Annotated in this window: 30 protein-coding genes and 2 tRNA genes; 24 read left to right on the top strand and 8 right to left on the bottom strand. The window is 58.8% G+C overall.

Annotated elements, in window-relative coordinates; genetic code table 11:
* Window positions 1-972: an XdhC family protein gene (locus tag ACW9JE_RS03510; RefSeq protein ID WP_457431913.1), complete on the top strand. Its 972-nt coding sequence runs from the start codon at window positions 1-3 to the stop codon at window positions 970-972.
* 132 nt (window positions 973-1,104) lie between these two features.
* On the opposite strand, the gene ACW9JE_RS03505 is transcribed toward ACW9JE_RS03510, so the two are convergent.
* Entirely contained in the window at window positions 1,105-2,388 is a 1,284-nt protein-coding gene (locus tag ACW9JE_RS03505) for an NAD(P)/FAD-dependent oxidoreductase (protein WP_457431912.1), read from the bottom strand.
* A 183-nt stretch (window positions 2,389-2,571) separates the two neighbouring features.
* On the opposite strand from ACW9JE_RS03505, the gene ACW9JE_RS03500 reads away from it, so the two are divergent.
* Window positions 2,572-2,648 (top strand) — tRNA-Val (locus ACW9JE_RS03500).
* Between the two features lie 435 nt (window positions 2,649-3,083).
* Here ACW9JE_RS03500 and ACW9JE_RS03495 read toward each other — a convergent pair.
* Entirely contained in the window at window positions 3,084-3,860 is a 777-nt protein-coding gene (locus ACW9JE_RS03495; protein ID WP_457431922.1) for a carbonic anhydrase, read from the bottom strand.
* A 234-nt stretch (window positions 3,861-4,094) separates the two neighbouring features.
* Between ACW9JE_RS03495 and ACW9JE_RS03490 the strand changes: the two genes are divergently transcribed.
* Window positions 4,095-4,550 carry a DUF2214 family protein gene (locus ACW9JE_RS03490; protein WP_224533719.1) on the top strand — a complete coding sequence of 152 codons (456 nt, stop codon included), beginning with the start codon at window positions 4,095-4,097 and terminating at the stop codon, window positions 4,548-4,550.
* 103 nt (window positions 4,551-4,653) lie between these two features.
* On the opposite strand, the gene csrA is transcribed toward ACW9JE_RS03490, so the two are convergent.
* On the bottom strand, window positions 4,654-4,848 hold the full coding sequence (gene csrA / locus ACW9JE_RS03485; RefSeq protein WP_077044507.1) for a carbon storage regulator CsrA: 195 nt from the start codon (window positions 4,846-4,848) through the stop codon (window positions 4,654-4,656).
* A gap of 250 nt (window positions 4,849-5,098) precedes the next feature.
* Between csrA and ACW9JE_RS03480 the strand changes: the two genes are divergently transcribed.
* Entirely contained in the window at window positions 5,099-5,467 is a 369-nt protein-coding gene (locus tag ACW9JE_RS03480) for an SPOR domain-containing protein (RefSeq protein WP_175377519.1), read from the top strand.
* 80 nt (window positions 5,468-5,547) lie between these two features.
* Here the strand turns inward: ACW9JE_RS03480 and ACW9JE_RS03475 are convergent, their stop codons facing one another.
* The 3 genes from ACW9JE_RS03475 to ACW9JE_RS03465 all read right to left on the bottom strand — a co-directional run bounded on the left by ACW9JE_RS03475 (window position 5,548) and on the right by ACW9JE_RS03465 (window position 7,776).
* Window positions 5,548-6,240, bottom strand: coding sequence for an endonuclease (locus ACW9JE_RS03475; protein ID WP_457431911.1), 693 nt, complete (start codon window positions 6,238-6,240; stop codon window positions 5,548-5,550).
* A 1-nt stretch (window position 6,241) separates the two neighbouring features.
* Window positions 6,242-6,481 carry a DUF1654 domain-containing protein gene (locus ACW9JE_RS03470; protein ID WP_175377517.1) on the bottom strand — a complete coding sequence of 80 codons (240 nt, stop codon included), beginning with the start codon at window positions 6,479-6,481 and terminating at the stop codon, window positions 6,242-6,244.
* 206 nt (window positions 6,482-6,687) lie between these two features.
* Entirely contained in the window at window positions 6,688-7,776 is a 1,089-nt protein-coding gene (locus tag ACW9JE_RS03465; protein ID WP_224533717.1) for an asparaginase, read from the bottom strand.
* Between the two features lie 317 nt (window positions 7,777-8,093).
* Between ACW9JE_RS03465 and ACW9JE_RS03460 the strand changes: the two genes are divergently transcribed.
* From ACW9JE_RS03460 to ACW9JE_RS03415, 10 genes are all read left to right on the top strand, one after another.
* Window positions 8,094-8,528 (top strand): hypothetical protein, encoded by a 435-nt coding sequence (locus ACW9JE_RS03460; RefSeq protein WP_457431910.1) that lies wholly within the window; start codon window positions 8,094-8,096, stop codon window positions 8,526-8,528.
* Between the two features lie 187 nt (window positions 8,529-8,715).
* Window positions 8,716-9,669, top strand: coding sequence for a substrate-binding domain-containing protein (locus ACW9JE_RS03455; protein WP_457431909.1), 954 nt, complete (start codon window positions 8,716-8,718; stop codon window positions 9,667-9,669).
* A gap of 54 nt (window positions 9,670-9,723) precedes the next feature.
* Window positions 9,724-11,277 carry a sugar ABC transporter ATP-binding protein gene (locus ACW9JE_RS03450; protein ID WP_457431908.1) on the top strand — a complete coding sequence of 518 codons (1,554 nt, stop codon included), beginning with the start codon at window positions 9,724-9,726 and terminating at the stop codon, window positions 11,275-11,277.
* Window positions 11,274-12,251: an ABC transporter permease gene (locus ACW9JE_RS03445; protein WP_175377512.1), complete on the top strand. Its 978-nt coding sequence runs from the start codon at window positions 11,274-11,276 to the stop codon at window positions 12,249-12,251. Before ACW9JE_RS03450 ends, ACW9JE_RS03445 begins: the two co-directional genes overlap by 4 nt.
* A gap of 3 nt (window positions 12,252-12,254) precedes the next feature.
* Window positions 12,255-13,274, top strand: a complete 1,020-nt coding sequence (locus ACW9JE_RS03440; RefSeq protein WP_457431907.1) for a LacI family DNA-binding transcriptional regulator — start codon at window positions 12,255-12,257, stop codon at window positions 13,272-13,274.
* A 24-nt stretch (window positions 13,275-13,298) separates the two neighbouring features.
* Window positions 13,299-14,216: a ribokinase gene (gene rbsK / locus ACW9JE_RS03435; protein ID WP_457431906.1), complete on the top strand. Its 918-nt coding sequence runs from the start codon at window positions 13,299-13,301 to the stop codon at window positions 14,214-14,216.
* Window positions 14,213-14,617 carry a D-ribose pyranase gene (rbsD, locus tag ACW9JE_RS03430; protein ID WP_457431905.1) on the top strand — a complete coding sequence of 135 codons (405 nt, stop codon included), beginning with the start codon at window positions 14,213-14,215 and terminating at the stop codon, window positions 14,615-14,617. The genes rbsK and rbsD overlap by 4 nt, the downstream gene beginning before the upstream one ends.
* Before the next feature lie 37 nt (window positions 14,618-14,654).
* The gene (locus tag ACW9JE_RS03425) at window positions 14,655-15,683 is read left to right on the top strand and encodes a nucleoside hydrolase (RefSeq protein WP_457431904.1); all 1,029 of its coding nucleotides are present in this window, start codon (window positions 14,655-14,657) and stop codon (window positions 15,681-15,683) included.
* Between the two features lie 64 nt (window positions 15,684-15,747).
* Window positions 15,748-16,053 (top strand): hypothetical protein, encoded by a 306-nt coding sequence (locus ACW9JE_RS03420; RefSeq protein ID WP_175377507.1) that lies wholly within the window; start codon window positions 15,748-15,750, stop codon window positions 16,051-16,053.
* A 150-nt stretch (window positions 16,054-16,203) separates the two neighbouring features.
* Complete coding sequence (locus ACW9JE_RS03415) at window positions 16,204-16,524, top strand: I78 family peptidase inhibitor (protein ID WP_224533708.1); 321 nt, start codon at window positions 16,204-16,206, stop codon at window positions 16,522-16,524.
* Window positions 16,525-16,593: 69 nt separating this feature from the next.
* Here ACW9JE_RS03415 and ACW9JE_RS03410 read toward each other — a convergent pair whose 3' ends face one another.
* The gene (locus ACW9JE_RS03410; protein WP_003179963.1) at window positions 16,594-16,806 is read right to left on the bottom strand and encodes a cold-shock protein; all 213 of its coding nucleotides are present in this window, start codon (window positions 16,804-16,806) and stop codon (window positions 16,594-16,596) included.
* Between the two features lie 291 nt (window positions 16,807-17,097).
* Complete coding sequence (locus ACW9JE_RS03405) at window positions 17,098-17,400, bottom strand: hypothetical protein (RefSeq protein ID WP_224533707.1); 303 nt, start codon at window positions 17,398-17,400, stop codon at window positions 17,098-17,100.
* Window positions 17,401-17,772: 372 nt separating this feature from the next.
* Between ACW9JE_RS03405 and thrS the strand changes: the two genes are divergently transcribed.
* The 10 genes from thrS (at window position 17,773) to ACW9JE_RS03355 (ending at window position 26,156) form a co-directional block, all read left to right on the top strand.
* Window positions 17,773-19,695: a threonine--tRNA ligase gene (thrS, locus tag ACW9JE_RS03400; RefSeq protein WP_110967417.1), complete on the top strand. Its 1,923-nt coding sequence runs from the start codon at window positions 17,773-17,775 to the stop codon at window positions 19,693-19,695.
* Entirely contained in the window at window positions 19,695-20,246 is a 552-nt protein-coding gene (infC, locus tag ACW9JE_RS03395; protein ID WP_178076697.1) for a translation initiation factor IF-3, read from the top strand. Before thrS ends, infC begins: the two co-directional genes overlap by 1 nt.
* Before the next feature lie 60 nt (window positions 20,247-20,306).
* Window positions 20,307-20,501, top strand: a complete 195-nt coding sequence (rpmI, locus tag ACW9JE_RS03390; RefSeq protein WP_002553160.1) for a 50S ribosomal protein L35 — start codon at window positions 20,307-20,309, stop codon at window positions 20,499-20,501.
* Window positions 20,502-20,529: 28 nt separating this feature from the next.
* Window positions 20,530-20,886: a 50S ribosomal protein L20 gene (gene rplT, locus ACW9JE_RS03385; RefSeq protein ID WP_007905879.1), complete on the top strand. Its 357-nt coding sequence runs from the start codon at window positions 20,530-20,532 to the stop codon at window positions 20,884-20,886.
* Between the two features lie 109 nt (window positions 20,887-20,995).
* Entirely contained in the window at window positions 20,996-22,012 is a 1,017-nt protein-coding gene (gene pheS, locus ACW9JE_RS03380) for a phenylalanine--tRNA ligase subunit alpha (RefSeq protein ID WP_110967418.1), read from the top strand.
* A 26-nt stretch (window positions 22,013-22,038) separates the two neighbouring features.
* Window positions 22,039-24,420: a phenylalanine--tRNA ligase subunit beta gene (gene pheT, locus ACW9JE_RS03375; RefSeq protein WP_457431903.1), complete on the top strand. Its 2,382-nt coding sequence runs from the start codon at window positions 22,039-22,041 to the stop codon at window positions 24,418-24,420.
* A gap of 3 nt (window positions 24,421-24,423) precedes the next feature.
* Entirely contained in the window at window positions 24,424-24,726 is a 303-nt protein-coding gene (gene ihfA, locus ACW9JE_RS03370) for an integration host factor subunit alpha (protein WP_002553164.1), read from the top strand.
* A complete protein-coding gene (locus tag ACW9JE_RS03365) occupies window positions 24,707-25,063 on the top strand; it encodes a MerR family transcriptional regulator (RefSeq protein WP_003179985.1) in 357 nt (118 codons plus the stop codon). The genes ihfA and ACW9JE_RS03365 overlap by 20 nt, the downstream gene beginning before the upstream one ends.
* Window positions 25,064-25,153: 90 nt before the next feature.
* Window positions 25,154-25,230 (top strand) — tRNA-Pro (locus tag ACW9JE_RS03360).
* A gap of 380 nt (window positions 25,231-25,610) precedes the next feature.
* Window positions 25,611-26,156: a hypothetical protein gene (locus ACW9JE_RS03355; RefSeq protein WP_224533705.1), complete on the top strand. Its 546-nt coding sequence runs from the start codon at window positions 25,611-25,613 to the stop codon at window positions 26,154-26,156.
* Window positions 26,157-26,204 lie beyond the last annotated feature (48 nt).

The following is a 26,204-nucleotide window of genomic DNA, read 5'->3' as shown; positions in this document are numbered from 1 at the left end:
ATGCAGCATCTGGATCTGCAAGTGGTGCGCCGGGCGCTGGAGTGGTCGGCAGCGGGGCAGCGCATCTGGCTGTGCACGGTGCTCGCCACCTACGGCTCGGCGCCGCGCGCGCCGGGCTCGTTGCTGGCGGTGAACGTCGCTGGACAGTGGATCGGTTCGCTGTCCGGCGGCTGTGTCGAGGAAGACTTCCTTGAACGCGTCGCCGAAGGCGCCTTCGATCAGGCGGTCAGCGTCGTGCGCTATGGCGAAGGCGATGATCCGCGCTCGCGGGTCAGCCTGCCCTGTGGCGGCGTGCTGGATGTGCTGGTCGAGAAGCTTGAGCCTGATTGCGAGGTGCAGGCGCATTTGCGCGAGCTGGAGTCGGCCCTGTTGGGTCGTCGACGGCTGATCCGCGAAGTGGATCTGGCCAGTGGCGCCCGCAGCCTGTTCGATGATCGCGAGCAGGGTGTGCGTGTCGAGCGCGAGATCGACCGGGTTCGCTTGCGCATCGGTGCGGCTCAGCGTCTGTTGCTGGCCGGGTATTCCAGCGTGGCGCAGGCCTGCGCGGAGTTTGCCGTGGGGTTGGGGTTTGAGGTGATTCTCTGCGATCCCCGGGACGAGGTGCTTGAAGGCGTCGTGCTGGACAACGTGGAGATTCGGCGCCAACTGCCGTCGGTGTTCATCGCCGATGGCGGCTGCCACCGTGACACGGCGGTGGTCGCCCTGACCCACGATCCGCGCATCGACGATCTGGCGATGATGGAAGCGGTGCGCACCGAGGCGTTTTATATCGGTGTGATGGGGTCGGTGCAGACTTCGCAGAAGCGCTTTGAGCGTCTGCGGCGGATTGGCGGGTTGGGGGAGGCGGATTTGGCGCGGGTTCATGCGCCGATCGGCTTGAACCTGGGCAGCAAGACGCCGGCGGAGATTGCTCTGGCGGTGCTGGCGGACATACTGCGGATCCGCAGTGGCATTGCTCGGGATCGTCTCTGACACATCCCCCTGATCTTGCCCTTGTGGGAGCGAGCCTGCTCGCGATGAACCCAATGACTGCGCGGGGCATCTGATGCCCCGCGTTATCGTTGACCTCCATCGCGAGCAGGCTCGCTCCCACAGGGGTTTTGTTCAATAGCCGAACTTGTCCCGCAACCCGTAATACCACGCCCCCAGCGCCGCAAATGGCGTACGCAACAATTGCCCACCCGGGAACGGGTAGTGCGGCAAGTCCGCAAACGCATCAAAACGTTCCGCCTGACCACGCAATGCCTCAGCCAACACCTTGCCCGCCAGATGGGTGTAAGTAACGCCGTGGCCGCTGCAGCCCTGTGAGTAATAGATGTTGTCGCCCAGTCGCCCAACCTGCGGCAGGCGCGACAGGGTAAGCAGGAAATTGCCGGTCCAGGCGTAATCGATCTTCACGTCCTTGAGCTGCGGAAAGGCCTTGAGCATCTTCGGCCGGATAATCGCCTCGATGTTCGCCGGGTCCCGCGCGCCATAGACCACACCACCGCCGAAAATCAGGCGCTTGTCGCCCGTCAGGCGGTAATAGTCGAGCAGGTAATTGCAGTCCTCGACACAGTAATCCTGCGGCAGCAGGCTCTTTGCCAAGGCATCGCCCAGAGGTTCGGTGGTGATCACCTGAGTGCCACACGGCATCGACTTCGCCGCCAGTTCCGGCACCAGATTGCCCAGGTACGCATTGCCGGCCACGATAATGAACTTCGCCCGAACCTTGCCCTGTGGCGTATGCACCACCGGATTGGCGCCGCGTTCGATACGCACCGCCGGGGATTGCTCATAGATGGTGCCGCCCAGCGACTCCACAGCCACCGCTTCCCCCAGCGCCAGGTTAAGCGGGTGAATATGTCCGCCGCTCATGTCGAGCATGCCGCCGACGTACTGATCGCTCGCCACCACCTCACGGATGCGGCGCTCGTCCAGCAGCTCGAGCTGCGTATGGCCGAACCGCTCCCAAAGACGCTTCTGGGATTCCAGGTGCCCCATCTGTTTGGCTGTGATGGCGGCGAATACGCCACCGTCTTTCAAGTCGCACTGGATGTTGTACTTCGCAACCCGCTCACGAATGATCCGCCCGCCCTCGAACGCCATCTGCCCCAGCAACTGCGCCTGCTTGGGACCGACACTGCGTTCGATCACATCGATATCGCGGCTGTAGCTGTTGACGATCTGTCCGCCATTGCGCCCCGACGCACCGAAACCGACTTTCGCGGCTTCCAGCACCGTGACCTTGAAACCGCTCTCCAGCAAAAACAGGGCAGAGGACAAACCGGTATAACCGGCACCGATCACACAGACATCAGTCTCAACGTCATCCTGCAAAGCCGGGCGCGGCGGCACAGCATTGGCCGATGCGGCGTAGTAGGACTCTGGGTAGGGGGTGTTCGCCATCCTGCTGCCTCTGTTTAATATATTTTACGAGTGCGTGGATCCTACCCGAGTTAAAAAACCTCCGCCAGCCACCGCAAAATCTTCTTTGCAGCGCCGAAATTAAATATTTTGCATATTCATAGGGTTAGCGCGAAAAAAGGTGTTGACACCCCTACGCAATTCCGTAGAATGCCGCCTCACAGCAGGCACGTAGCTCAGTTGGTTAGAGCACCACCTTGACATGGTGGGGGTCGTTGGTTCGAGTCCAATCGCGCCTACCAAACAAAATCCGCTCTGCTGGGCGGTCTAGAGGGGTCACCGGAAACGGTGACCCTTTTTTGCTTTCTGCGATTTGCAAAACTCCTCTCAGTGCCCCTTTCCGCGCGTAAAGCCTCCGAATGAAAACCAATTCGATTAGAAATTGAACTGTGTGCGCTAAATCGTATCCAACCCTGACAGACCAGATTTTTCGCTGATTTTCTAGCGGGAGAGCGATATGGGGAGGCGAGCGATGTTCAAGTTCTTTGCGGCTTACCTGTCCGTTTGCCTCTTGCTCCAATGGACGGTGGTAGAAGCGTCTCCGTGGATCGCCTCTCATGTGCTGCTCAGATGGATCCTCTAGCCGATTTGGAGGCGGATCGACGTCGCCCCGCTGCTAAATGAACAGAGCCCAGCCATTTCGCCGGGCTCTGTTCATTTGGCCTTTCACCGATGCGTCAGACGATCAGCTCGACCTTGCCTGTCGCCAGACGATACACACCACCCACTATTTTCAACTTGCCGCTGCCGAGTGCATCGGTCAGTAGCGGTGTGGCGTTCTTGAGGCGCTCTACCGAGTTCCTGACGTTTTGCGCGGTTGCGTTTGCCACCAGGTCTCCGGGTTGTTTGATCACTTGTTCGATCGAGGGCTTGAGTGCGTCCGTCAGTTTCGGGATTTTTCCGGGGAAGACGGTGTGATCCTTGACGGCTTTAATGCCGGCCTCGATGGCGCCACAGCTTTCGTGTCCCAACACCAGAATCAACGGTGCGCCAAGCACGGCGACGCCGTATTCCAGGCTTGCCAGGCCTTCATCCGTGACGAAGTTGCCGGCGACGCGGATCGCGAAGAGGTCGCCTCGTGCGGTGTCGAACGCGTATTCGGGAGCGATGCGCGAGTCGGAGCAGCTCAGCACTGCCACGAACGGGTTCTGGCCGGAAACCAGCGCTTCGCGTTCGTCCTTGAAGTCGTGGGTTTCCGAGTTGCCGCTGACATAGCGTTCATTGCCAGCCATCAGTCTTTTCAGTGCCTCATCCGGGCTGATGACGTTTTTCGGTTTGGGCGGCGTGGAGGTTTTCTCGGCTGCCTCAAGGATCCGATCGGGGAGGGCGCCAGCCAGGAGCAGCGCGCCGGCTCCTAATCCGGCAAGACGGAGAAAACGACGGCGTTCATTGTTGTTGGAGGCAGGGTTGGAGGTAGGGTTGGAAGCAGAGTTTGAATCACATGATTTACACATGATTTTGTTCACTCGGGTCAATGCGGTGGGAATTACTGCGGTTGGGGGCAGTGCGGACGCGAGAACATGTCGCACTGGCGTATTGGAGTCTAGTTGGACTCTGTAACGCGATGTCTTGGGCGACCTGCGGTGCAGATCGGTACGTATTTGTTAATCATTGACCGAATGCAAGTCAGCGATTGATGAGCTACTACTGACAGGCTCGATCAACTTGGTCCTGACAGGAGTTACCCAATGCTGGCTCACTGGCTTCTTGCGGCGCTTCACCTATTGGCATTCGGTCTGGGGTTTTGGGCGGTGTTGACCCGAGGTACGAATTTCCGGCGCCTGGCGACTGGCGCAGGGCAGGCTCGCAGCGTGTTGATCGCTGACAATCTCTGGGGGATTTGCGCGCTGATCCTGTTGGTCACCGGTGGTATGCGCGCTTTTGGCGGGTACGAAAAGGGTACGGATTATTACCTGCACCAGCCGTTGTTCCACCTGAAGATGACACTCTTCGTTTTGATTTTGCTGCTCGAAGTGGCGCCGATGGTGACGCTGATCAAATGGCGGGTGGCGCTGGCTCGCGGCGCGGCAATCGACACCGGGCGCGCGACGCTGTTCGCACGGATCAGTCATGTGGAAGGTTTGCTGATGTTGCTGATGGTTATCGCGGCCACTGGCATGGCGCGTGGCTTCACGTTCGGTTAGCCGGATGACGATGACCTAGTGCGGGAGAGGGTGTTGCGGCGCATGAATCTTTAGCCAGCCGTCGTTGCAGGGCCAACGGGCTGGCTACTGACTGCATCAGGATTCAAGGGGTCGGCGGTTTCGCCGGAGCGGTCAGGCCAGCCTGAATGCGCTGATAGATTTCTTCACGATGCACCGCAACGTCCTTTGGAGCGTTGATGCCAATCCTGACTTGCTGACCGCTTACGCCGAGGATGGTGATCGTAATGTCATCACCAATATTTATGCTTTCACCGACTTTGCGGGTGAGTATCAGCATGGTCTTCTCCTTAATTGCTTCGTGGGGCACCTGATTCGGACAGTGCAGAAGTCGGTGGTATGTATAGATTAGTGCGAACTCTCACGGTTTGGGTGCCTCTTTCTGACGCGCAGATACAGCATTAATTCCCAAGGCGTAACTATACAGAGGCCGCATCCATCATTCTCGTTGTTTTGCGCCCATTTTGCGGCACTCGGGAAGTATCCATGAGTGCTAAAATCCGCGCTTTTAGCCTTCAGAGGAAAACGCTGTGCGCAAAATGGTCTTGGTAATGGCGGTATTGGCACTGGCGGGTTGTGGTGATGACAAGCGTACCGAGGCGCCCAAGCCCGCGCCGGCCACGCAAGTCGCACCGGCTCAGGCGTCGGCACCGCAATGGGATCTGGAAGTGCGCGGAGCGACGCCCCAGGCTGTGAGCGACCTGAGCGGCTGGATGATCGAGCACCAGTTCATGGCCAATGTCATCCGGGAAGCCGATGGCAAGACCCGAATCCTGATGGGCCCTTACGCCTCGAAAGCTGAAGCCGAAGCCAAGCAGGCAGAAGTGAACGCAGCGATCGTGCGGGCAAAGAAACAGAATATCGAAGTGCTGGTTCTGGAACGTCCTGCGGCTCAGTAAGGCTTCGACAGCAGCGTACAGTCAGTAAAAACACAAAGGCCTCGGAAACAATTCCGAGGCCTTTGTGTTTTCAGGCGCGGTCAGCCGCAGGTTTTCATGTCGACGGGACCGACAAACTCGTTGCCGCGTCCCATGACGCACGCCACGCGTTGATTGCGTTGACGTTCCCAGGCCTGGGCCGGATAGGTCTTGTTCCAGGCCTCATACAGCTGCCGATCCTGTTTCGACAGGCGCAACCCATACTGCTTGCTCATGTAGAAATACGTCCGGGCGATCATCCCGCGAATGGACGGGCGCGGCATGACCTTCTTCGCCTTGAAGTCGATCTGAGTCAGGCACGAACCGTACTGACCCGATTGCTCCGGCAGCCAGCCGAAGCTGAAATTACTCCGATCGCCGTTCACCTCACCTATGCTCGGCACCAGGTTGTGCAGGTCGGCCTCCGCCTTCTGATAGACCGAATCGTAGCGGGTGCAGTTCTTGCGTCCGCCTTCCTGCCAGCACTGGCGCTGATGGCCGATCTGCCAGGCCGGGACAATGTGCTCCCACTCGATGCGGGCCGCGCGCTTGGCATTCTTGCGCGGCACATATCCGCAGGCCGCCAGGTTGACCTTGTTGCCCGTGTACTTGCAGCCGCAATAGAACTCGGTGGACTGAGGCGCATACAGTTTCCAGGCGACTTTCTTGGCTTCGGTGAACGTGCGCGGCGCCTCGGCCTGGGCGCCCACGGTGAACAGCAAAAACAGCAAACCCAAACAGCGGACACTCTTCAACTCAATCTTCCTTCGGCACAACCCAGAAAACCTGTACACCGCCGTCGTCGCGATAGGCGAGGGTGACGTTGTCGTTTTCATCGATTTCTTCGAGCAGTCGCTCCCATTCATCCATCGGCTCGTCCGGCAGGCGGAAAATCAGCGCGGCCTTGGCTTTTTGAGCGGTGGGAGAGTTGATGATTTTCTGAACGCGCAGGCCCATGCGGACATAGGCATCAGCGGAAGCGGAAGTGGAGTCCATCGAATTATCCTTATTAAGCTGTACGTGCATACAGTATTTAACTGTAGGCATTTTCGCAACTGCTTAAAATTCATGAGAATCCTCTGACAGCAACTTTTCCCATTCGATGTAGGACAAAAAGAATTTTTTTGCAGGAAGGAGCCACTCGCCAAGGCCGGCGAGTGGCGGAACCGGTGCCCGAACGGAATCGCTCGGGCGAGGGCGAATCAGTATTCCCAGAACATCCGCTGCAGTTCTTTGCTGTCGTTGGTCTTGGTCAGGGCGACCATCGCCAGGATGCGAGCCTTCTGCGGGTTCAGGTCATGGGCCACGACCCAGTCGTACTTGTCGTCAGGCTGCTCGGCGTTGCGCAGTACAAAACCGCCGGCGTTGACGTGGGAAGAGCGGATGATTTGCACGCCGTCCTTGCGCAGTGCCTGCAGGGTAGGGACGACGCGCGAAGAGACCGAACCATTGCCGGTGCCGGCGTGGATGATGGCCTTGGCACCCGATTGAGCCAGGGCCTTGTAGGCGGTGTCGCTCACGTTGCCGTAGCCGTAGGCGATTTCCACGTCGGGCAGGCTCTTGATGGACTTGATATCGAACTCGGAATCCATGGTGTGACGCTTGGCCGGCAGGCGGAACCAGTAGGATTTGCCTTCGACCACCATCCCCAGAGGACCCCAGGCGCTCTTGAAGGCCTCGGTCTTGATGTTGACCATCTTGCTCACATCGCGACCCGACTGGATTTCATCGTTCATGGTCACCAGCACGCCTTTGCCGCGCGCCTCTTTACTGCTGGCCACGGCCACGGCGTTGTACAGGTTGAGCATGCCGTCAGCCGACATGGCGGTACCCGGGCGCATGGAGCCGACCACGATGATCGGCTTGTCGGTTTTTTCCACCAGGTTCAGGAAGTAGGCGGTTTCTTCGAGGGTGTCGGTGCCGTGGGTAATCACGATGCCATCGACGTCATTGCTGTCGGCCAGTTCCGCTACGCGACGGCCCAGTTGCAGCAGGTTTTCATTGGTGATGCTCTCGGAGGCGATCTGCATCACCTGTTCGCCGCGAACGTTGGCCAACTGGCCCAGTTCCGGCAGGCCGGCGATCAGTTTGTCGACGCCGACTTTTGCCGCTTGATAGGTCGCGCTGTTGGCGCTGCTCGCCCCCGCGCCGGCAATGGTACCGCCAGTGGCAAGGATCACCACGTTGGCCAGTTTCTGTTGGGTTTCGGCTTCTTTTGCCTGGGAGGCAGTCGGCAGTAGCAGCAGGAGGGCGAGGGCGCCCGGGAGGATGGTCTTGAAAGCAGATGTCATTATTTTTCTCTCTAGTGGTGACGGTGCAGATGCAGGTTCATCTAGATGCGCCCAAACGAATCTGAACGTTTGGAGGCATTGTTGAAGAGCAGGATCTATACCAGTCACATCATGTGTAGAGAAAAGCGTTTAACTGGCTGATTTGTTTATGTTTTTAAACAAACTGAAAGAAGCGCTGCGAGTCTGCTCCGTCCGGGTTTCCGACCGCACGCCGCGATTTCGTTCGGCTCCCCGAAAACATCTTTGTAAATCCTTGCTAAAGAAACCGCTGCCTCGGCCGATGCGGCTGTAAAGGATCTTTTTATCAGGAAGTTCACATGTCACTGACTATCGGTTTTCCACAAGCATCGGTCATCAATATCGGCGGGAAGCCTTCATCGACGACCGACACCTTGAGTGAATCGACCTCGGACACCGCCGCGCAAAGGCTGGGGGTGGAGGAGGAGAAATCCACCATTCTGGGCAAGGACATCAATCGCACCGAGAAAGCTGAAAGCGCCGACAGCAACCAGAGCCCGACCGTGAAGGAACTGCTCAAGCGCATGCGCGAACTGCAGGAGCAATTGCGCGAGCAACAGCAGCAACTGGCGGCGACTCAGGCCGCGTCGTTCCCGACGCCGGAAGCGAAAACCACAGCGATCATGGCGATTCAGGCACAGATCATGTCGACGACTGCGGCACTCATGCAGGTGGTGGCCAGTCTGGCGAAGGAATTGGCGGGCTCCGGAAACGTCGTCAACACTACGGCATGATGTACGTTTGTCTCCCGACTTCGGCAGGAGCAATTCCTGTCGTTGACAAATTTCGACAAGATTCGCATAGTTCGGTCTACGCAAACGTTTGCGAGATGTTTCCGGTGGGCAAAAACTGCCGGTAAAACACCAAGCAGTTTACGTCAGCAAGCGTTGCTCACAATAATCATAAGACCGGAGTAAATCCATGAAGCTGCCATTCGCTGGACGTTTTCTCGCTGTCGCTATGCTGGCTGCCGCCTCCGCCGCGCTGCCAGTCTCTTCCGCATTCGCCCAATCCCCGGAAAAACCCAAAGTCGCGCTGGTCATGAAATCCCTGGCCAATGAATTCTTCCTGACCATGGAAGACGGCGCCAAGGCCTACCAGAAAGACCACTCCGGCGAATTCGACCTGATTTCCAATGGCATCAAGGACGAGACTGATACGACCAACCAGATCCGCATCGTCGAGCAGATGATCGTTTCCAAAGTCGATGCGCTGGTCATCGCGCCCGCTGATTCCAAGGCCATGGTGCCGGTGATCAAGAAAGCGGTGGATGCCGGTATCACCGTGATCAACATCGACAACCAACTGGACCCGGCGGTACTCAAGAGCAAGAACATCAATGTTCCTTTCGTAGGCCCGGATAACCGCAAGGGCGCGCGCCTGGTGGGTGACTATCTGGCCAAGCAGCTCAAGGCCGGTGACGAAGTCGGCATCATCGAAGGCGTTTCGACCACCACCAACGCCCAGGCCCGCACCGCAGGCTTCAAGGATGCGATGGAGGCGGCGCAGATCAAGGTGGTTTCCGTGCAGTCCGGTGACTGGGAAATCGACAAGGGCAACAAGGTTGCCGCTGCCATGCTCAGCGAATACCCGCAAATCAAGGCCCTGCTGGCCGGTAACGACAGCATGGCGGTCGGCGTGGTTTCCGCCGTGCGCGCCGCTGGCAAAGCCGGCAAGGTGCAAGTGGTCGGCTACGACAACATCAATGCCATCAAGCCAATGCTCAATGACGGTCGCGTGCTGGCCACGGCCGATCAGTTCGCTGCCAAGCAAGCGGTATTCGGCATCGAGACGGCGCTGAAGATCATCAAGGGCGAAAAAGTCGACAGCGCCAATGGCGTGATCGAGACGCCGGTAGAGCTGGTTACCAAGTAATCCTCTGGCGACACACTGGCGCTCGTCCGTCCGGGCGAGCGCATGGAGAGTTTTATGTCCGTTCATGCCCCGAACGCTGTCCTGTCGGTCAGCGGTATCGGCAAGACCTATGCCCAACCGGTTCTGACCGGCATTGACCTGACGCTGATGCGCGGTGAAGTGCTGGCGCTGACCGGTGAGAACGGCGCCGGCAAAAGCACGCTGTCGAAGATCATTGGCGGGCTGGTCACGCCGACCACCGGCCAGATGCAGTTTCAGGGGCAGGACTACCGCCCCGGCAGCCGTACCCAGGCCGAAGACCTGGGCATCCGCATGGTCATGCAGGAACTCAATCTGTTGCCAACGCTGTCGGTGGCGGAAAACCTGTTTCTCGACAACCTGCCCAGCAACGGCGGGTGGATCAGTCGCAAGCAATTGCGCAAGGCGGCAATCGAAGCCATGGCCCAGGTCGGGCTCGATGCCATCGACCCGGACACCCTGGTCGGTGACCTGGGCATCGGTCACCAGCAAATGGTCGAGATCGCCCGCAACCTGATCGGCGATTGCCACGTGCTGATCCTCGACGAACCGACCGCGATGCTCACCGCCCGCGAAGTCGAGATGCTGTTCGAGCAGATCACCCGCCTGCAGGCCCGTGGCGTGTCGATCATCTATATCTCCCATCGCCTCGAAGAACTGGCCCGGGTCGCCCAGCGCATTGCGGTACTGCGCGACGGCAATCTGGTGTGTGTCGAGCCGATGGCCAATTACAACAGCGAGCAACTGGTCACGTTGATGGTCGGTCGCGAGCTCGGCGAACACATCGACATGGGCGCGCGCAACATCGGTGCCCCGGCGTTGACGGTCAAGGGCCTGAGCCGCGCCGACAAGGTGCGCGACGTGTCCTTCGAAGTGCGTACCGGCGAGATCTTCGGCATTTCCGGCCTGATCGGGGCAGGGCGCACCGAGTTGCTGCGCCTGATCTTCGGCGCCGATACCGCAGACAGCGGCACCGTGGCGCTGGGTTCGCCCGCGCAGGTGGTCAGCATCCGGTCACCGGTGGATGCGGTGGCTCACGGCATTGCCCTGATCACCGAGGACCGCAAGGGCGAAGGCTTGCTGCTGACGCAATCGATCAGCGCCAACATCGCGCTGGGCAACATGCCCGGCATTTCCAGCGGCGGATTCGTCAACCAGAGCGATGAAACGTCCCTGGCCCAGCGCCAGATCGATGCCATGCGCATCCGCAGCTCCGGCCCGGCCCAGTTGGTCTCGGAACTGTCCGGCGGCAACCAGCAGAAAGTGGTGATCGGCCGCTGGCTGGAGCGCGACTGCTCGGTGCTGCTGTTCGACGAACCGACCCGAGGCATCGACGTCGGCGCCAAGTTCGACATTTATGCACTGCTCGGCGAGTTGACCCGCCAGGGCAAGGCGCTGGTGGTGGTGTCCAGCGACCTGCGCGAATTGATGCTGATCTGCGACCGCATCGGCGTGTTGTCCGCCGGGCGCCTGATCGACACCTTCGAGCGCGACAGTTGGAATCAGGATGACTTGCTTGCCGCCGCATTCGCCGGCTACCAAAAACGTGATGCGCTGCTCAACGAAGCAGCGCCTGGGGACCTTCGATGAATACCGCATCTTCAGCCGGCAAACGCAGCGGCAACTTTTACGGCCTGGGGACTTACCTCGGCCTGGCCGGTGCCTTGCTGGCGATGGTCGTGCTGTTCTCCATCCTGAGCAGCCATTTCCTGTCCTATGACACCTTCAGCACCCTGGCCAACCAGATTCCCGACCTGATGGTGCTGGCGGTCGGCATGACCTTCGTGTTGATCATCGGCGGCATCGACCTGTCGGTGGGCTCGGTGCTGGCGCTTGCCGCGTCGACCGTCAGCGTGGCGATTCTCGGCTGGGGCTGGAGCGTTCTGCCGGCGGCTTTGCTCGGCATGGCGGCGGCAGCGCTGGCCGGCACCATCACCGGTTCGATCACTGTGGCTTGGCGCATTCCGTCGTTCATCGTGTCCCTGGGCGTGCTGGAAATGGCCCGCGGCGTGGCCTATCAGATGACTGGCTCGCGCACCGCTTACATCGGTGATGCCTTCGCCTGGCTGTCCAATCCGATCGCCTTTGGCATTTCGCCGTCGTTCATCATTGCCTTGCTGATCATTTTCATCGCCCAGGCCGTCTTGACCCGCACCGTGTTCGGTCGTTACCTGATCGGCATCGGTACCAACGAAGAGGCGGTACGTCTGGCGGGTATCAATCCCAAGCCCTACAAGATTCTGGTGTTCAGCCTCATGGGCCTGCTGGCGGGGATCGCGGCGCTGTTCCAGATTTCCCGCCTGGAAGCGGCGGACCCGAACGCCGGCTCCGGCCTGGAACTGCAAGTGATCGCCGCCGTGGTGATCGGCGGCACCAGCCTGATGGGTGGTCGCGGTTCGGTGATCAGTACTTTCTTCGGCGTGTTGATCATTTCGGTGCTGGCGGCGGGGCTGGCGCAGATCGGCGCCACCGAGCCGACCAAGCGCATCATTACTGGCGCGGTGATCGTGGTCGCGGTGGTGCTCGATACTTATCGCAGTCAACGCGCAAGCCGGCGGAGCTGAGTCATGGCAACAATCAAAGATGTGGCGGCACTGGCGGGCATTTCCTACACCACGGTTTCCCACGTGGTGAACAAGACCCGGCCGGTCAGCGAAGAGGTGCGGATCAAGGTCGAGGCCGCGATCAAGACCCTCGACTACGTACCCAGCGCCGTGGCCCGGTCGCTCAAGGCCAAAACCACGGCCACCATCGGTTTGCTGGTGCCCAACAGCCTCAACCCGTACTTCGCCGAACTGGCCCGGGGTATCGAGGACTACTGCGAGCGCAACGGCTATTGCGTGATCCTCTGCAACTCCGACGACGACCCGGACAAGCAGCGCAGTTATCTGCGCGTGCTGCTGGAAAAACGCATCGACGGGCTGATCGTTGCATCGGCCGGCGGCGATAGCGGATTGGCCGAAGGTCTGGCGGGTGTGCGTACGCCGATGGTGATCGTCGACCGTGGACTGGAAGGCGTCGATGCCGATCTGGTGCGGATCGATCACGAATACGGTGCCTACCTGGCGACTCGGCATCTGCTGGAGCTGGGCCATCGCGACATCGCCACCATCAGCGGTCCTGCAGCCACCAGCGTGGCGCAGATGCGTCTGGCCGGTTTTTGCCGGGCACTGAAAGACGCGGGGCTGAAAGTGCCCGCCGAACGCATGGTGGAAAGCGACTTCACCAGCACCGGCGGCTACAACGCTGCCGCTACGTTGCTGGAAGGCAAGCCGCCGAGTGCGATTTTCGCCGCCAACGACATGATCGGTTTCGGCGTTTTGCGGGCCGCCGCCGAACGCAACATCCGCGTCCCGACGGAACTGTCGGTGATCGGCTTCGACGATATCCAGATGAGCCGTTATGTCTACCCGGCATTGACCACCGTGGGGCAGTCGATCCTGCAACTCGGCGAGATGGCCGCCGGCGTGCTGCTGCGCCGGATCGCCACGCCGGCCCTGGCTACCGAGCAACGAATCGTGACGCCGAGCATCGTGATGCGCGAATCGACTGCACCGCTGGCCGGTGTGTTCACCGAATACCGCTAAAACCGAATGAATGAGTAGTGAGAAATGCCAGCAAAAGTAGTGGTGATAGGCAGCCTGAACATGGACCTGGTGACCCGGGCGCCTCGGCTGCCGCGAGGCGGTGAAACGCTGATAGGCCAGTCGTTCGCCACGGTATCGGGCGGCAAGGGGGCCAATCAGGCCGTGGCCGCCGCGCGACTGGGGGCACAGGTGTCGATGGTCGGTTGTGTGGGCAGCGATGCCTATGGCGCCGAGCTTCGCGCGGCCCTGATGGCCGAGCAAATCGATTGCCAGGCGGTCAGCACCGTGGCCGGTTCCACCGGCGTGGCGCTGATTGTGGTCGACGACAACAGCCAGAACGCGATCGTGATCGTGGCCGGTGCCAACGGTGAGCTGACGCCCGCGCTGATCGGCTGCTTCGATTCGGTCCTGCAATCCGCCGATGTGATCATCTGCCAGTTGGAAGTCCCGTATGCCACGGTGGGCCACGCGCTCAAGCGTGGTCGGGAACTGGGCAAGACCGTGATCCTCAATCCGGCGCCGGCCAGCGGTCCACTACCGGCGGACTGGTACGCCAACATCGATTACCTGATTCCCAATGAGAGCGAAGCGTCGGCCCTCAGCGGCCTGCCGGTGGATTCCCGGGAGACGGCTGAAACCGCCGCGACGCGCCTGATCGAAATGGGCGCCGGCAAAGTGATCATCACCCTCGGTGTCCAGGGCGCGCTGTTCGCCGACGGTCAGCGCTTCGAGCATTCTCCTGCGCCGACGGTGAAGGCGGTCGATACCACCGCCGCAGGCGATACCTTCGTCGGCGGTTTCGCCGCCGCGTTGGCCAACGGTAAAAGCGAAGCCGAGGCGATCCGCTTCGGGCAGGTCGCTGCCGCGTTGTCGGTCACACGCGCCGGCGCGCAGCCGTCGATTCCTACCTTGTCCGAAGTCCAGGCGTTCAACACACCATGAAAAAGACCCCTTTGCTCAACGTCGCGCTGTCGCGACTGATCGCCTCCCTCGGTCACGGCGACAAAGTAGTGATCGGCGACGCGGGGCTGCCCGTGCCGCCGGGCGTCGAATTGATCGACCTTGCCCTGACCCATGGCGTACCGGATTTCATCGGCACCCTGAAGGTCGTGCTCAGCGAAATGCAGGTCGAAAGCCATGTCCTGGCCGAGGAAATCCTGCAGAAGAAACCGACGGCCCTGGTGACCCTGGACGAGCTGAATGCCGAAGGTGCGCTGGGCCGGCGCGAGTTGCTCAGTCACGAGCAGTTCAAGGTGCTCAGTCGACAGGCGAGGGCGGTTGTGCGCACCGGTGAATGCCAGCCGTACTGCAACATCGTGCTGGTCGCCGGAGTGACGTTCTGACGGATTGTTGTTTTCCATTTTGCACAAGGAGTGCGCCATGTATCGTTGTGCCCGCAAACTGCATCACCTGTTTCGGAGTCTGCTGCTTTTGTCCCTGATGACCGCCACTGGCGCCCACGCGGCGGAAAAAATCGATCTGATCATCGACACCGATCCTGGTGCCGACGATGTGGTGGCCTTGCTGTTCGCCCTGGCCTCGCCGCAGGAGTTGAACATTCGTGCGCTGACCACCGTTGCCGGCAACGTGCGCCTGGACAAGACTTCGCGTAATGCGCGGCTGGCGCGCGAGTGGGCAGGGCGCGAAGACGTGCCGGTCTATGCCGGGGCCAAGAAACCGATGATGCGCACTCCCATCTACGCCGAGAACATTCATGGCGTGGAAGGGCTGTCGGGCGTGCCTGTCCATGAACCGAAAAAAGGCCTGGTCGACGGCAACGCCATCGATTACCTGATCGATACGCTGATGTCGGCCAAGCCGCACAGCATCACCATTGCCATGCTCGGGCCGCAGACCAACCTGGCGCTGGCACTGATCCAGGAGCCGGGCATCGTTCAAGGCATCAAGGAAGTGGTGATCATGGGCGGTGCGCACTTCAACGGCGGGAATATCACGCCGGTGGCCGAGTTCAACCTGTTCGCCGATCCGCAGGCGGCCGAGGTGGTGCTCAAGAGTGGCGTGAAACTGACCTATCTGTCGCTGGACGTGACCCACAAGATCCTCACCAGCGATGCTCGTCTGAACAAGATCGCCGCGCTGAACAATCACGCCAGCAAGCTGGTGGTGGATATTCTCAATGACTACATCAAGGCCGACATGGCGCACTACGGCATTCCGGGTGGCCCGGTGCATGACGCGACGGTGATCGCCTATCTGCTCAAGCCCCAGTTGTTCACCGGGCGCGAGGTGAACGTGGTGGTCGATAGCAGCGAGGGTCCGGCGTTCGGCCAGACCATCGTCGACTGGCACGACGGCCTCAAGGCGCCGAAAAACGCGTTTTGGGTCGAGGGCGGCGATGCCGATGGTCTCTTCGATCTGCTGGTGGAGCGTCTGGCGCGGTTGAAGTAGCAGGTTCTTATGCCGGGTCCGCTATGCGACACTGGGTCTTTGAGGACTTTTCAAGGACTGCGCTGTGCAGATCGATCTGAACACCCCTGACGGTTTGACCCTTGAAGCCGTGCGTCAAATGCTCGCGTCCGCCAGCGATGATGAACACACGCAACTGCGTGTGACCAAGGGCGGCATCGCCTATATTTCATCAGGAGTCGTCGGCGGCACCGATATCGATGGCTTGTTGTTTCGCCTGGAAACCTGGGCCAAGGGCTCGGGTTATGTCGGCCGGGTCGCTGCCAGCGACGAGGTCTGGGTCATGCAGATTTTCAATGCGCTGAAGCAGAATTGGCCTAAGCCGGCGTTCGACTATATCGACGTCTATTGAGCGCTGTTCATATTCAGTCACGATTGCAGTGTGAAGGGCGGGGCGATGCTCAGGCAAACTCGCCGTTTATCATCGATAACGGCCTGTGAAACCAATCGCCATATTGGCGGTCGCAAGATCTCAGCTTATCTCTGGAAATAAGGAGGCTTCATGCCTTGGAAGTTCGCGTCATTGGGTGCTTTGTTGGCCGTTGCCATGCTGTCGGGCTGCAGCACAGGTACATCCGAGTCGACCACAAACCCTGAAACGACGACTGACTCGGGTCATAGCCGTTGTGAGGCCAAGGCGGCCGAATTTGCCGTTGGCAAACAGGCTTCGCCCGAACTGCTGGAGCAGGCGCGTACCCGTTCCGGTGCGCAAATGGCCCGGTTCCTCCAGCCTAACGACATGATCACGCTGGAATACCGTTCCGACCGTCTGAACCTCAACACCGATGCCAGTCGGGTCGTGATCCGCGTCAACTGCGGCTGATCATCCGGACGTTTGCATCACCCACAAAAAACCCCGTCACATGGACGGGGTTTTTAGTGCGCCTGGAAATTACTCTGGGCGAACTTGAGCAGCTTGCATACCCTTTTGGCCTTTCTCAGCCACGAAGGATACGGTTTGGCCTTCTTTCAGGCTTTTGAAACCGTCGCTTTCGATAGCTTTGAAGTGTACGAACAGGTCGTCACCGCCACCTTGAGGAGTGATGAAGCCGAAGCCTTTTTCATCGTTGAACCATTTAACGGTGCCGGTTTGGCGATTAGACATGGTGTATCTCCAAGAAACATATATTTTCAGTAGTACTGTGCTGCTCAGGCCAACTGGGCACACCCGGGTATCATAGTCGAAATGTTCGCTTTGGGAGCCCCCCGAGGCAGCTGTTTGCCCTACAGTCGCACATTCTTTGTTGCCCGTTATCGCTGAAAGCCCCGTTTTAAAAGGCTTTCAGCCGAACGTAAAGACGATAAAAAAAGCTGTAAAACCTGCATAAATCACAGGAAAAACGACCTTTCCGGGACTTTTTCCCCTCGGAAAACCCGTTTGCAGGCTCAGTCAGGCTTATTTTTTCGCCGGATTGTTGGCCTTGCACTTGCTGATCTGGGTCAGGGCCTGTTGTTTCAGGGCGTCACTGGCCTGGTTGTCCATCAGAGCCTGAAGGTCCTTGGCCGGGTACGATTTGATCGCGTCGGCCCCGCAAGCGCAGTGGGCTTTTGCCGCGGCTGCACCGATCTGTTGCTCGGCAGCCTGGGTGCACTGCGCCATATACTTCTCGCGCTCGCCCTTGGGCCAGTCGGCGTGGGCGGCCAGCGGTAGCGACAGAACGATAGGTGCGACTACAGCGAATAAACGATTCAGACGCATGCCGGGATGCTCCTTGTGGGTCAATGTCTTGTTATCTGAGGGGTAAAGCGGCGATCTAGTTCATCACTCTGGCATAAAAACGCCGGATTTGCGCCGTCGCCAACCTTCGCGCCGCCACGACCGTTCATCTGTGCTAGGATGCTGCGCTCGGGCGCTTGCAGGCGCCGGTCGACCTTCAGTCCCGGCCGCGGCAGAAACCCGAATAATCCTGATTTGAATCCCAGTCACTCTGGTTCGGTTTCCGGTTGGCCGCAAGGCTCCTGCCGCTGTAAGGCAGGCGTTCGTCATTGAATGGCCTGGATCGGATCTTGTACTGGCTCATCCCAACCCACGTGACCTTTGGTAGGGGTCACCACTAGGAGAGGAGGCGCCATGCCAACTATTACTCTTCCCGACGGCAGTCAACGTTCATTCGACCACCCGGTGTCCATCGCCGAGGTCGCCGCATCCATCGGTGCGGGTCTTGCCAAGGCCACCGTGGCCGGCAAGGTCAATGGCAAGCTGGCCGACGCCAGCGACATCATCGACAGCGACGCTACGCTGCAAATCATCACGCCAAAGGATGAAGAGGGGCTGGAGATCATTCGTCACTCCTGCGCTCACCTGGTTGGCCATGCGGTCAAGCAGTTGTACCCGACCGCCAAAATGGTCATCGGTCCGGTCATCGACGAAGGCTTCTATTACGACATCGCCTACGAGCGTCCTTTCACTCCGGACGACATGGCGGCGATCGAGCAGCGCATGCAGCAGCTGATCGAGAAAGATTACGACGTGATCAAGAAAGTCACTCCGCGCGCCGAAGTGATCGAAGTGTTCAAGGCCCGTGGCGAAGATTACAAGCTGCGTCTGGTCGAGGACATGCCGAATGAACAGGCCATGGGCCTGTACTATCACGAAGAATACGTCGACATGTGCCGTGGCCCGCACGTGCCGAACACCCGCTTCCTGAAATCCTTCAAGCTCACCAAGCTGTCCGGCGCCTACTGGCGCGGCGATGCCAAGAACGAGCAATTGCAGCGCGTCTACGGCACCGCATGGGCTGACAAGAAGCAGCTGGCCGCCTACATCCAGCGCATCGAAGAAGCGGAAAAGCGCGATCACCGCAAGATCGGCAAGCGCCTGGGCCTGTTCCACACCCAGGAAGAAGCGCCGGGCATGGTGTTCTGGCACCCGAACGGCTGGACCCTGTATCAGGTGCTCGAGCAGTACATGCGCAAGGTGCAGCGCGACAACGGCTACCTCGAGATCAAGACGCCTCAGGTCGTTGATCGCAGCCTGTGGGAAAAGTCCGGCCACTGGGCCAACTACGCCGACAACATGTTCACCACCGAGTCGGAAAGCCGCGACTACGCCATCAAGCCAATGAACTGCCCTTGCCACGTGCAGGTGTTCAACCAGGGCCTGAAGAGCTACCGCGAGCTGCCGATGCGCCTGGCCGAATTCGGTGCCTGCCACCGTAACGAGCCATCGGGTGCCTTGCACGGCATCATGCGCGTGCGTGCGTTCACTCAGGACGATGCTCACATCTTCTGCACTGAAGAGCAGATGCAGGCCGAATCTGCCGCCTTCATCAAGCTGACCATGGATGTCTACGCCGACTTCGGCTTCAAGGACATCGAGATGAAGCTGTCCACTCGTCCGGAAAAACGCGTCGGTTCCGACGAGTTGTGGGATCGCGCCGAAGCTGCCCTGGCCGCAGCCCTCGATAGCGCGGGCCTGCCGTACGATCTGCAGCCGGGTGAGGGTGCGTTCTACGGTCCGAAGATCGAATTCTCGCTGAAAGATTGCCTGGGCCGTGTCTGGCAGTGTGGTACCCTGCAGCTCGATTTCAACCTGCCTGTCCGTCTGGGTGCCGAGTTCGTATCCGAGGACAACAGCCGCAAGCATCCGGTGATGTTGCACCGGGCGATTCTTGGCTCGTTCGAGCGTTTCGTCGGAATTCTGATCGAACACTACGAGGGTGCATTCCCTGCGTGGCTCGCGCCGACGCAGGCTGTGGTGATGAATATCACTGATAAACAGGCAGATTTTGTCGCCCAGGTAGAAAAAACTCTCAACGAAAGCGGGTTTCGTGCCAAGTCTGACTTGAGAAATGAAAAGATCGGCTTTAAAATCCGCGAGCATACCTTGCTCAAGGTTCCCTATCTCTTGGTTATTGGAGATAAGGAAGTCGAGACGCAGACTGTCGCTGTGCGCACTCGTGAAGGTGCTGACCTGGGCTCGATGCCCGTCGCCCAATTCTCCGAGTTCCTCGCGCAAGCGGTTTCCCGGCGTGGTCGCCAAGATTCGGAGTAATTATTATTAAGCGTGATATGAGACAAGATAAACGAACTGCACCGAAAGCCCCGATCAACGAGAATATCTCGGCACGCGAGGTTCGGTTAATTGGCGCTGACGGCGAGCAGATTGGCATCGTCTCGATTGATGAAGCGCTTCGTATTGCTGAAGAAGCCAAGCTTGATCTGGTAGAAATTTCCGCTGACGCAGTCCCGCCTGTTTGCCGGGTGATGGACTACGGCAAATCGATCTTCGAAAAGAAGAAACAGATTGCAGCGGCGAAGAAGAACCAGAAGCAGATTCAGGTAAAAGAAATCAAGTTTCGTCCAGGGACGGAGGAAGGGGATTACCAGGTAAAACTACGCAACCTGGTACGTTTCCTGAGTGACGGGGACAGGGCCAAGGTATCCTTGCGATTCCGCGGCCGTGAGATGGCCCACCAGGAGCTGGGGATGGAACTCCTCAAGCGAGTTGAAGGTGACTTGCTCGAGTACGGTTCGGTCGAACAGCATCCTAAGATGGAAGGACGCCAGCTGATCATGGTCATCGCCCCGAAAAAGAAGAAATAATCAACAGGGCACGGCAGGCCTTCTGATTATGTTTATCAACTGAATGCGGAGTATCCGAACATGCCAAAGATGAAAACCAAAAGTGGTGCAGCTAAGCGGTTTCTGAAAACTGCTAACGGCATCAAGCACAAACACGCTTTCAAGAGCCACATCCTGACCAAAATGTCGACCAAGCGTAAGCGTCAACTGCGCGGTAGCAGCTTGCTGCATCCGTCCGACGTGGCAAAAGTCGAGCGCATGCTGCGCCTTCGTTAATTTTAGTCAAGAATAGAGGAAGTAACTCATGGCTCGTGTAAAGCGTGGCGTCATTGCCCGTAAGCGTCACAAAAAAATTCTGAAACTTGCTAAAGGCTACTACGGCGCTCGTTCGCGCGTATTCCGTGTTGCCAAGCAAGCGGTAATCAAGGCAGGCCAATACGCCTACCGTGACCGTCGTCAGAAAAAACGTCAGTTCCGCGCTCTGTGGATCGCTCGTATCAACGCTGGTGCTCGTATCAACGGTCTGTCCTACAGCCGTTTCATCGCCGGCCTGAAAAAAGCGTCCATCGAGATCGACCGTAAGGTTCTGGCTGATCTGGCAGTGAACGAAAAAGCGGCGTTTGCTGCGATTGTCGAGAAAGCTAAAGCCACCTTGGCTTAAGTACCCCCGACAGTCACCCGACCTCACCTCTGTGGGGTCAGGTGTTAAACGTCATAAATAGGGGAAGAGCCTTCAAGCTCTTCCCCTATTTCGTATCTGGAGTCTGTACATGGAAAACCTGGACGCGCTCGTCTCGCAAGCACTAGAGGCTGTGCAAAGCGCTGAAGATATCAATGCCCTGGAGCAAATCCGGGTTCACTACCTTGGCAAAAAGGGTGAATTGACTCAGGTGATGAAGACCCTGGGGAATTTGCCGGCAGAAGAGCGCCCACAAGTCGGCGCGCTGATCAACGTTGCCAAGGAGCGTGTCACAGAGGTTCTCAATGCGCGCAAGGCGTTATTCGAGGAGGCCGATCTTGCGGCCAAGCTCGCCGCCGAATCCATTGACGTGACCCTGCCTGGCCGCGGCCAGACCTCTGGCGGTCTGCATCCGGTTACCCGGACTCTGGAACGTATCGAGCAGTTCTTCACCCGCATCGGCTACGGCATCGCCGAAGGCCCGGAAGTCGAAGACGACTATCACAACTTTGAAGCGCTCAACATCCCAGGCCACCACCCGGCCCGGTCGATGCATGACACCTTCTATTTCAACGCCAACATGTTGCTGCGCACCCATACCTCGCCGGTACAGGTCCGCACCATGGAATCGAAACAGCCGCCGATCCGCATCGTCTGCCCAGGCCGTGTGTACCGCAGCGACTCAGATATCACCCACTCGCCGATGTTCCACCAGGTCGAAGGCCTGCTGGTCGATCGCGATATCAATTTCGCCGACCTTAAAGGCACCATCGAAGAATTCCTGCGCGTGTTCTTCGAAAAAGAGCTGGCCGTGCGTTTCCGTCCTTCCTACTTCCCGTTCACCGAGCCATCTGCTGAAGTCGACATGGAATGCGTGATGTGCAGCGGCAAAGGCTGCCGTGTGTGCAAGCAGACCGGCTGGCTGGAAGTCATGGGCTGCGGCATGGTTCATCCGAACGTGCTGCGCATGTCCGGGATCGATCCGGAAGAGTTTTCGGGCTTTGCCTTCGGCATGGGCGTCGAGCGTCTGGCCATGCTGCGTTACGGCGTGAACGACTTGCGTCTGTTCTTCGACAACGACTTGCGGTTCCTCGCGCAATTTCGCTAGTCGTAACGAATTCTTAGGAGAGCAGGATGAAATTCAGTGAACAATGGCTGCGTGGCTGGGTTAGCCCGCAGGTAAGTCGCGATGAGCTGGTTGCTCGTCTGTCGATGGCCGGTCTCGAGGTCGATAGCGTCACTCCGGCCGCCGGCGAATTCAGCGGCGTGATCGTGGGTGAGGTGCTGAGCACCGAACAGCACCCCGATGCCGACAAACTGCGTGTTTGCCAGGTCAGCAATGGCTCGGAGACTTTCCAGGTCGTGTGCGGCGCGCCAAACGTGCGTCCAGGCTTGAAGGTCCCGTTTGCCACCCTCGGTGCCGAACTGCCGGGCGACTTCAAGATCAAGAAAGCCAAGCTGCGTGGCGTTGAGTCCAACGGCATGCTGTGCTCTCAAGCCGAACTGCAAGTGGGCGAGGGCAACGATGGCCTGATGGAACTGCCGGCCGATGCGCCAGTGGGCCAGGACATCCGTGAATACCTGAAACTGGACGATGCCAGCATCGAGGTCGACCTGACCCCGAACCGTGGCGACTGCCTGTCGCTGGCGGGTCTGGCCCGTGAAGTCGGCGCACTGTACGCCGCTCCGGTGACTCGTCCCGTCGTTGCCGCCGTTCCTGCTGCGCACGACGAAGTGCGTCCGGTCGAAGTGCTGGCACCTGCTGCCTGCCCGCGTTACCTGGGTCGTGTGATCCGTAACGTCGACTTGTCCAAGCCAACACCGCTGTGGATGGTTGAGCGTCTGCGTCGTGCCGACGTGCGCAGCATCGACGCTGCCGTCGACATCACCAACTACGTGATGATCGAGCTGGGTCAACCGCTGCACGCCTTCGATCTTGCCGAAATCAACGGCGGCATCCGTGTGCGCATGGCCGAAGAAGGCGAGAAGCTGGTACTGCTCGACGGTCAGGAAGTCAGCCTGCGTAGCGATACGCTGGTGATCGCCGACCACACCCGCGCTCTGGCGATTGCCGGCGTCATGGGTGGCGAGCACAGCGGCGTCAACACTGCGACCACGCGCGACATCTTCCTGGAAAGCGCTTTCTTCGATCAGATCGCCGTCGCTGGCAAGGCCCGTTCCTACGGCCTGCACACCGATGCCTCGCACCGTTACGAGCGTGGCGTGGACTGGCAGCTGGCCCGTGAAGCCATGGAGCGCGCCACCGGCCTGCTGCTGGAAATCACCGGTGGCGAAGCCGGCCCGATCATCGAGACCGTCAGCGAGCAGCACCTGCCGTCGGTTGCCCCGGTCACCCTGCGTGCCCAGCGCATTACCCAGATGCTGGGTATGGAAATGGATTCGACCGAAGTCGAAAGCCTGCTGAGCGGCCTGGGTCTGCTCGTCACGGCTGAAGGGGCAGGGCAGTGGCGCGTGGAAGTGCCAAGCCATCGCTTCGACATCAGCCTGGAAGTCGACCTGATCGAAGAGCTGGCCCGTCTGTACGGCTACAACCGCCTGCCGGTTCGTTACCCGCAAGCGCGCCTGGCGCCACAAGCCAAGGCCGAAGCCCGCAGCGATCTGCCGGAGCTGCGTCGTCTGCTGGTTGCCCGTGGCTATCAGGAAGCGATCACCTACAGCTTCATCGATCCGAAACAGTTCGAGCTGTTTAATCCGGGTGTCGAGCCGTTGCTGTTGGCCAACCCGATTTCCAACGACATGGCCGCCATGCGTTCGTCGCTGTGGCCGGGTCTGGTCAAGGCGTTGCAGCACAACCTGAACCGTCAACAGGATCGCGTTCGTCTGTTCGAGAGCGGTCTGCGTTTCGTGGGTCAGCTGGAAGGCTTGAAGCAAGAGCCGATGCTGGCGGGTGTCGTTTGCGGTAGCCGTCTGCCGGAAGGCTGGGCGCAAGGTCGCGACGTGGTCGACTTCTTCGACGTCAAGGCTGACGTGGAAGCGGTACTGGGCTTCGCCGGTGCACTGGATGCGTTCACTTTCGTACCGGGCAAGCACCCGGCGCTGCACCCGGGCCAAACCGCGCGGATCGAACGTGAAGGTCGTCTGGTCGGTTTCGTCGGCGCCATCCACCCTGAATTGTCGAAAACCTTGGGTCTGGATCGTCCGGTTTTCGTTTTCGAGCTGGTTCTGGCGGAAGTGGCCTCGGGCAAAATGCCGAAATTCCACGAGTTGTCGCGCTTTCCTGAAGTGCGTCGTGACCTTGCACTGATTGCGCACCAGGACGTTGCAGCCTCGGCTGTACTGGACGTAATCCGTGAAAATGCAGGCGAATGGCTGACAGACCTCAGGCTATTTGACGTGTATCAGGGTAAAGGCATTGATCCTGATAGAAAAAGCCTCGCCGTCGGCTTGACCTGGCAGCATCCATCGCGCACTCTTAATGACGATGAGGTGAATTCCACAACGCAAAACATCCTCACCTCGCTCGAACAAAGGTTGAACGCCACGTTAAGGAAGTGACGTATGGGGGCTTTGACGAAAGCTGAGATGGCGGAACGTCTGTATGAAGAGCTGGGCCTGAACAAGCGGGAAGCCAAGGAGTTGGTCGAACTGTTTTTCGAGGAAATCAGGCACGCTCTTGAAGACAACGAGCAGGTCAAATTGTCCGGTTTCGGCAATTTCGACCTGCGGGACAAACGCCAGCGGCCTGGCCGCAATCCGAAAACCGGGGAAGAAATTCCAATCACGGCTCGCCGTGTGGTCACCTTTCGTCCAGGGCAGAAGTTGAAGGCCCGAGTTGAGGCTTATGCTGGAACCAAGTCATAACGACGAGCTTCCCGTCATCCCAGGCAAACGCTACTTCACCATCGGTGAAGTCAGCGAGCTGTGTGCGGTAAAACCGCACGTGCTGCGCTATTGGGAGCAGGAGTTTCCTCAACTCAACCCCGTCAAACGCCGCGGAAACCGCCGGTATTATCAGCGCCAGGACGTGCTGATGATCCGGCAGATCCGCGCGCTTCTTTACGATCAAGGATTCACCATCGGCGGCGCACGCCTGCGCTTGTCCGGCGATGAAGCCAAAGACGACACCACGCAATACAAACAAATGATTCGCCAGATGATCGCTGAGCTCGAAGATGTTCTGGTGGTCCTCAAGAAATAAAATTACTGCTTTTAAATACTTCCAGTTTTCAAAAGCTTGCGATATATTCTTGAGCGTTCTTCGAGGTGAAGAACAGGTTTCACGCCTAGTCGGGGCGTAGCGCAGTCCGGTAGCGCACTAGCATGGGGTGCTAGGGGTCGAGTGTTCGAATCACTCCGTCCCGACCATATTTTTCAAATGACTTAGCCGAACTCTCATCAGTTCGGCTTTTTCATGCGCAGGGAATTTTGCGGGGGATTCTGTTTTCCTCCCTCAGAATGGCCAGAGCTGGGCCACCTGATTCAGTCGCTGACACTTTGTTTGCCTCAAACGTGTTCGTGGTGAGTGGAGGCTCCGATACAGTTCTGTCCAGCCAGGGCATCGAACAACAGACCGAACGATGGTCGAGAACCGGGACGAAGCATCTCTCGATGCTTTGAATGGATCATATCGGGGGAGTGGATCGAGTCAGGATCGGCTAAAGTCGCACAACTCTACCTCTCTGCTGAACCGATCTGTCAGAGATTTTTTGATCGTGCATGCACGCTTTTCAGGATATGGAAATTCTATGAAAATCACTAAAACCCTATTCGTCGCCTCGTGCTTTATTGGCGTATCGCTGCTGAGCGGCTGTGCGGCCAAAGTGAAAAGCGGTGGCACCGAGTCGCTTGCCATTCCTGAGTCAGCTAAACACAACCTGATCGTAAATTTCCAAGGCAACAACAAGGTTCAGCAGAATGAGGATTGGCCTCGTCTGAAGCAAGAGTGGACCGAAGCTCTGCACAACGAAGCAACTCGTGCTGGCTATAGCCTTCTGGATACTAAAGCTTCTATCCCCGCTGACAAAGACGGCGTAGGCATCAGGATCAACGTGACCAACTTTCGATACATCACCCCGGGTGCGCGCTATGGTGCGGGCGTGATGGTCGGTAACGCCTGGGTTAACTCCAGCGCGGATTATTCAGATATTAAGTCGGGACGCCTTATTGGCACTCGGACTTACGACACTTCGTCGTCTGCTTGGGAGGGAATCATGTCAGCCATGACCAAGGAGCAGGTTGAAGCTATCGCTCAGCAAATCATCAGCGATATCAAGAGCGCTAAAGCTAAGTAAGCTGATGTTCAATGACTAGCCCAATCTGAAAAGGTTGGGCTTTTTCAT

Source organism: Pseudomonas sp. SDO55104_S430 (genome assembly GCF_054070595.1).
Note: the sequence above shows the minus strand (reverse complement) of the source record. Positions and strands in the feature narration are given on the sequence as shown.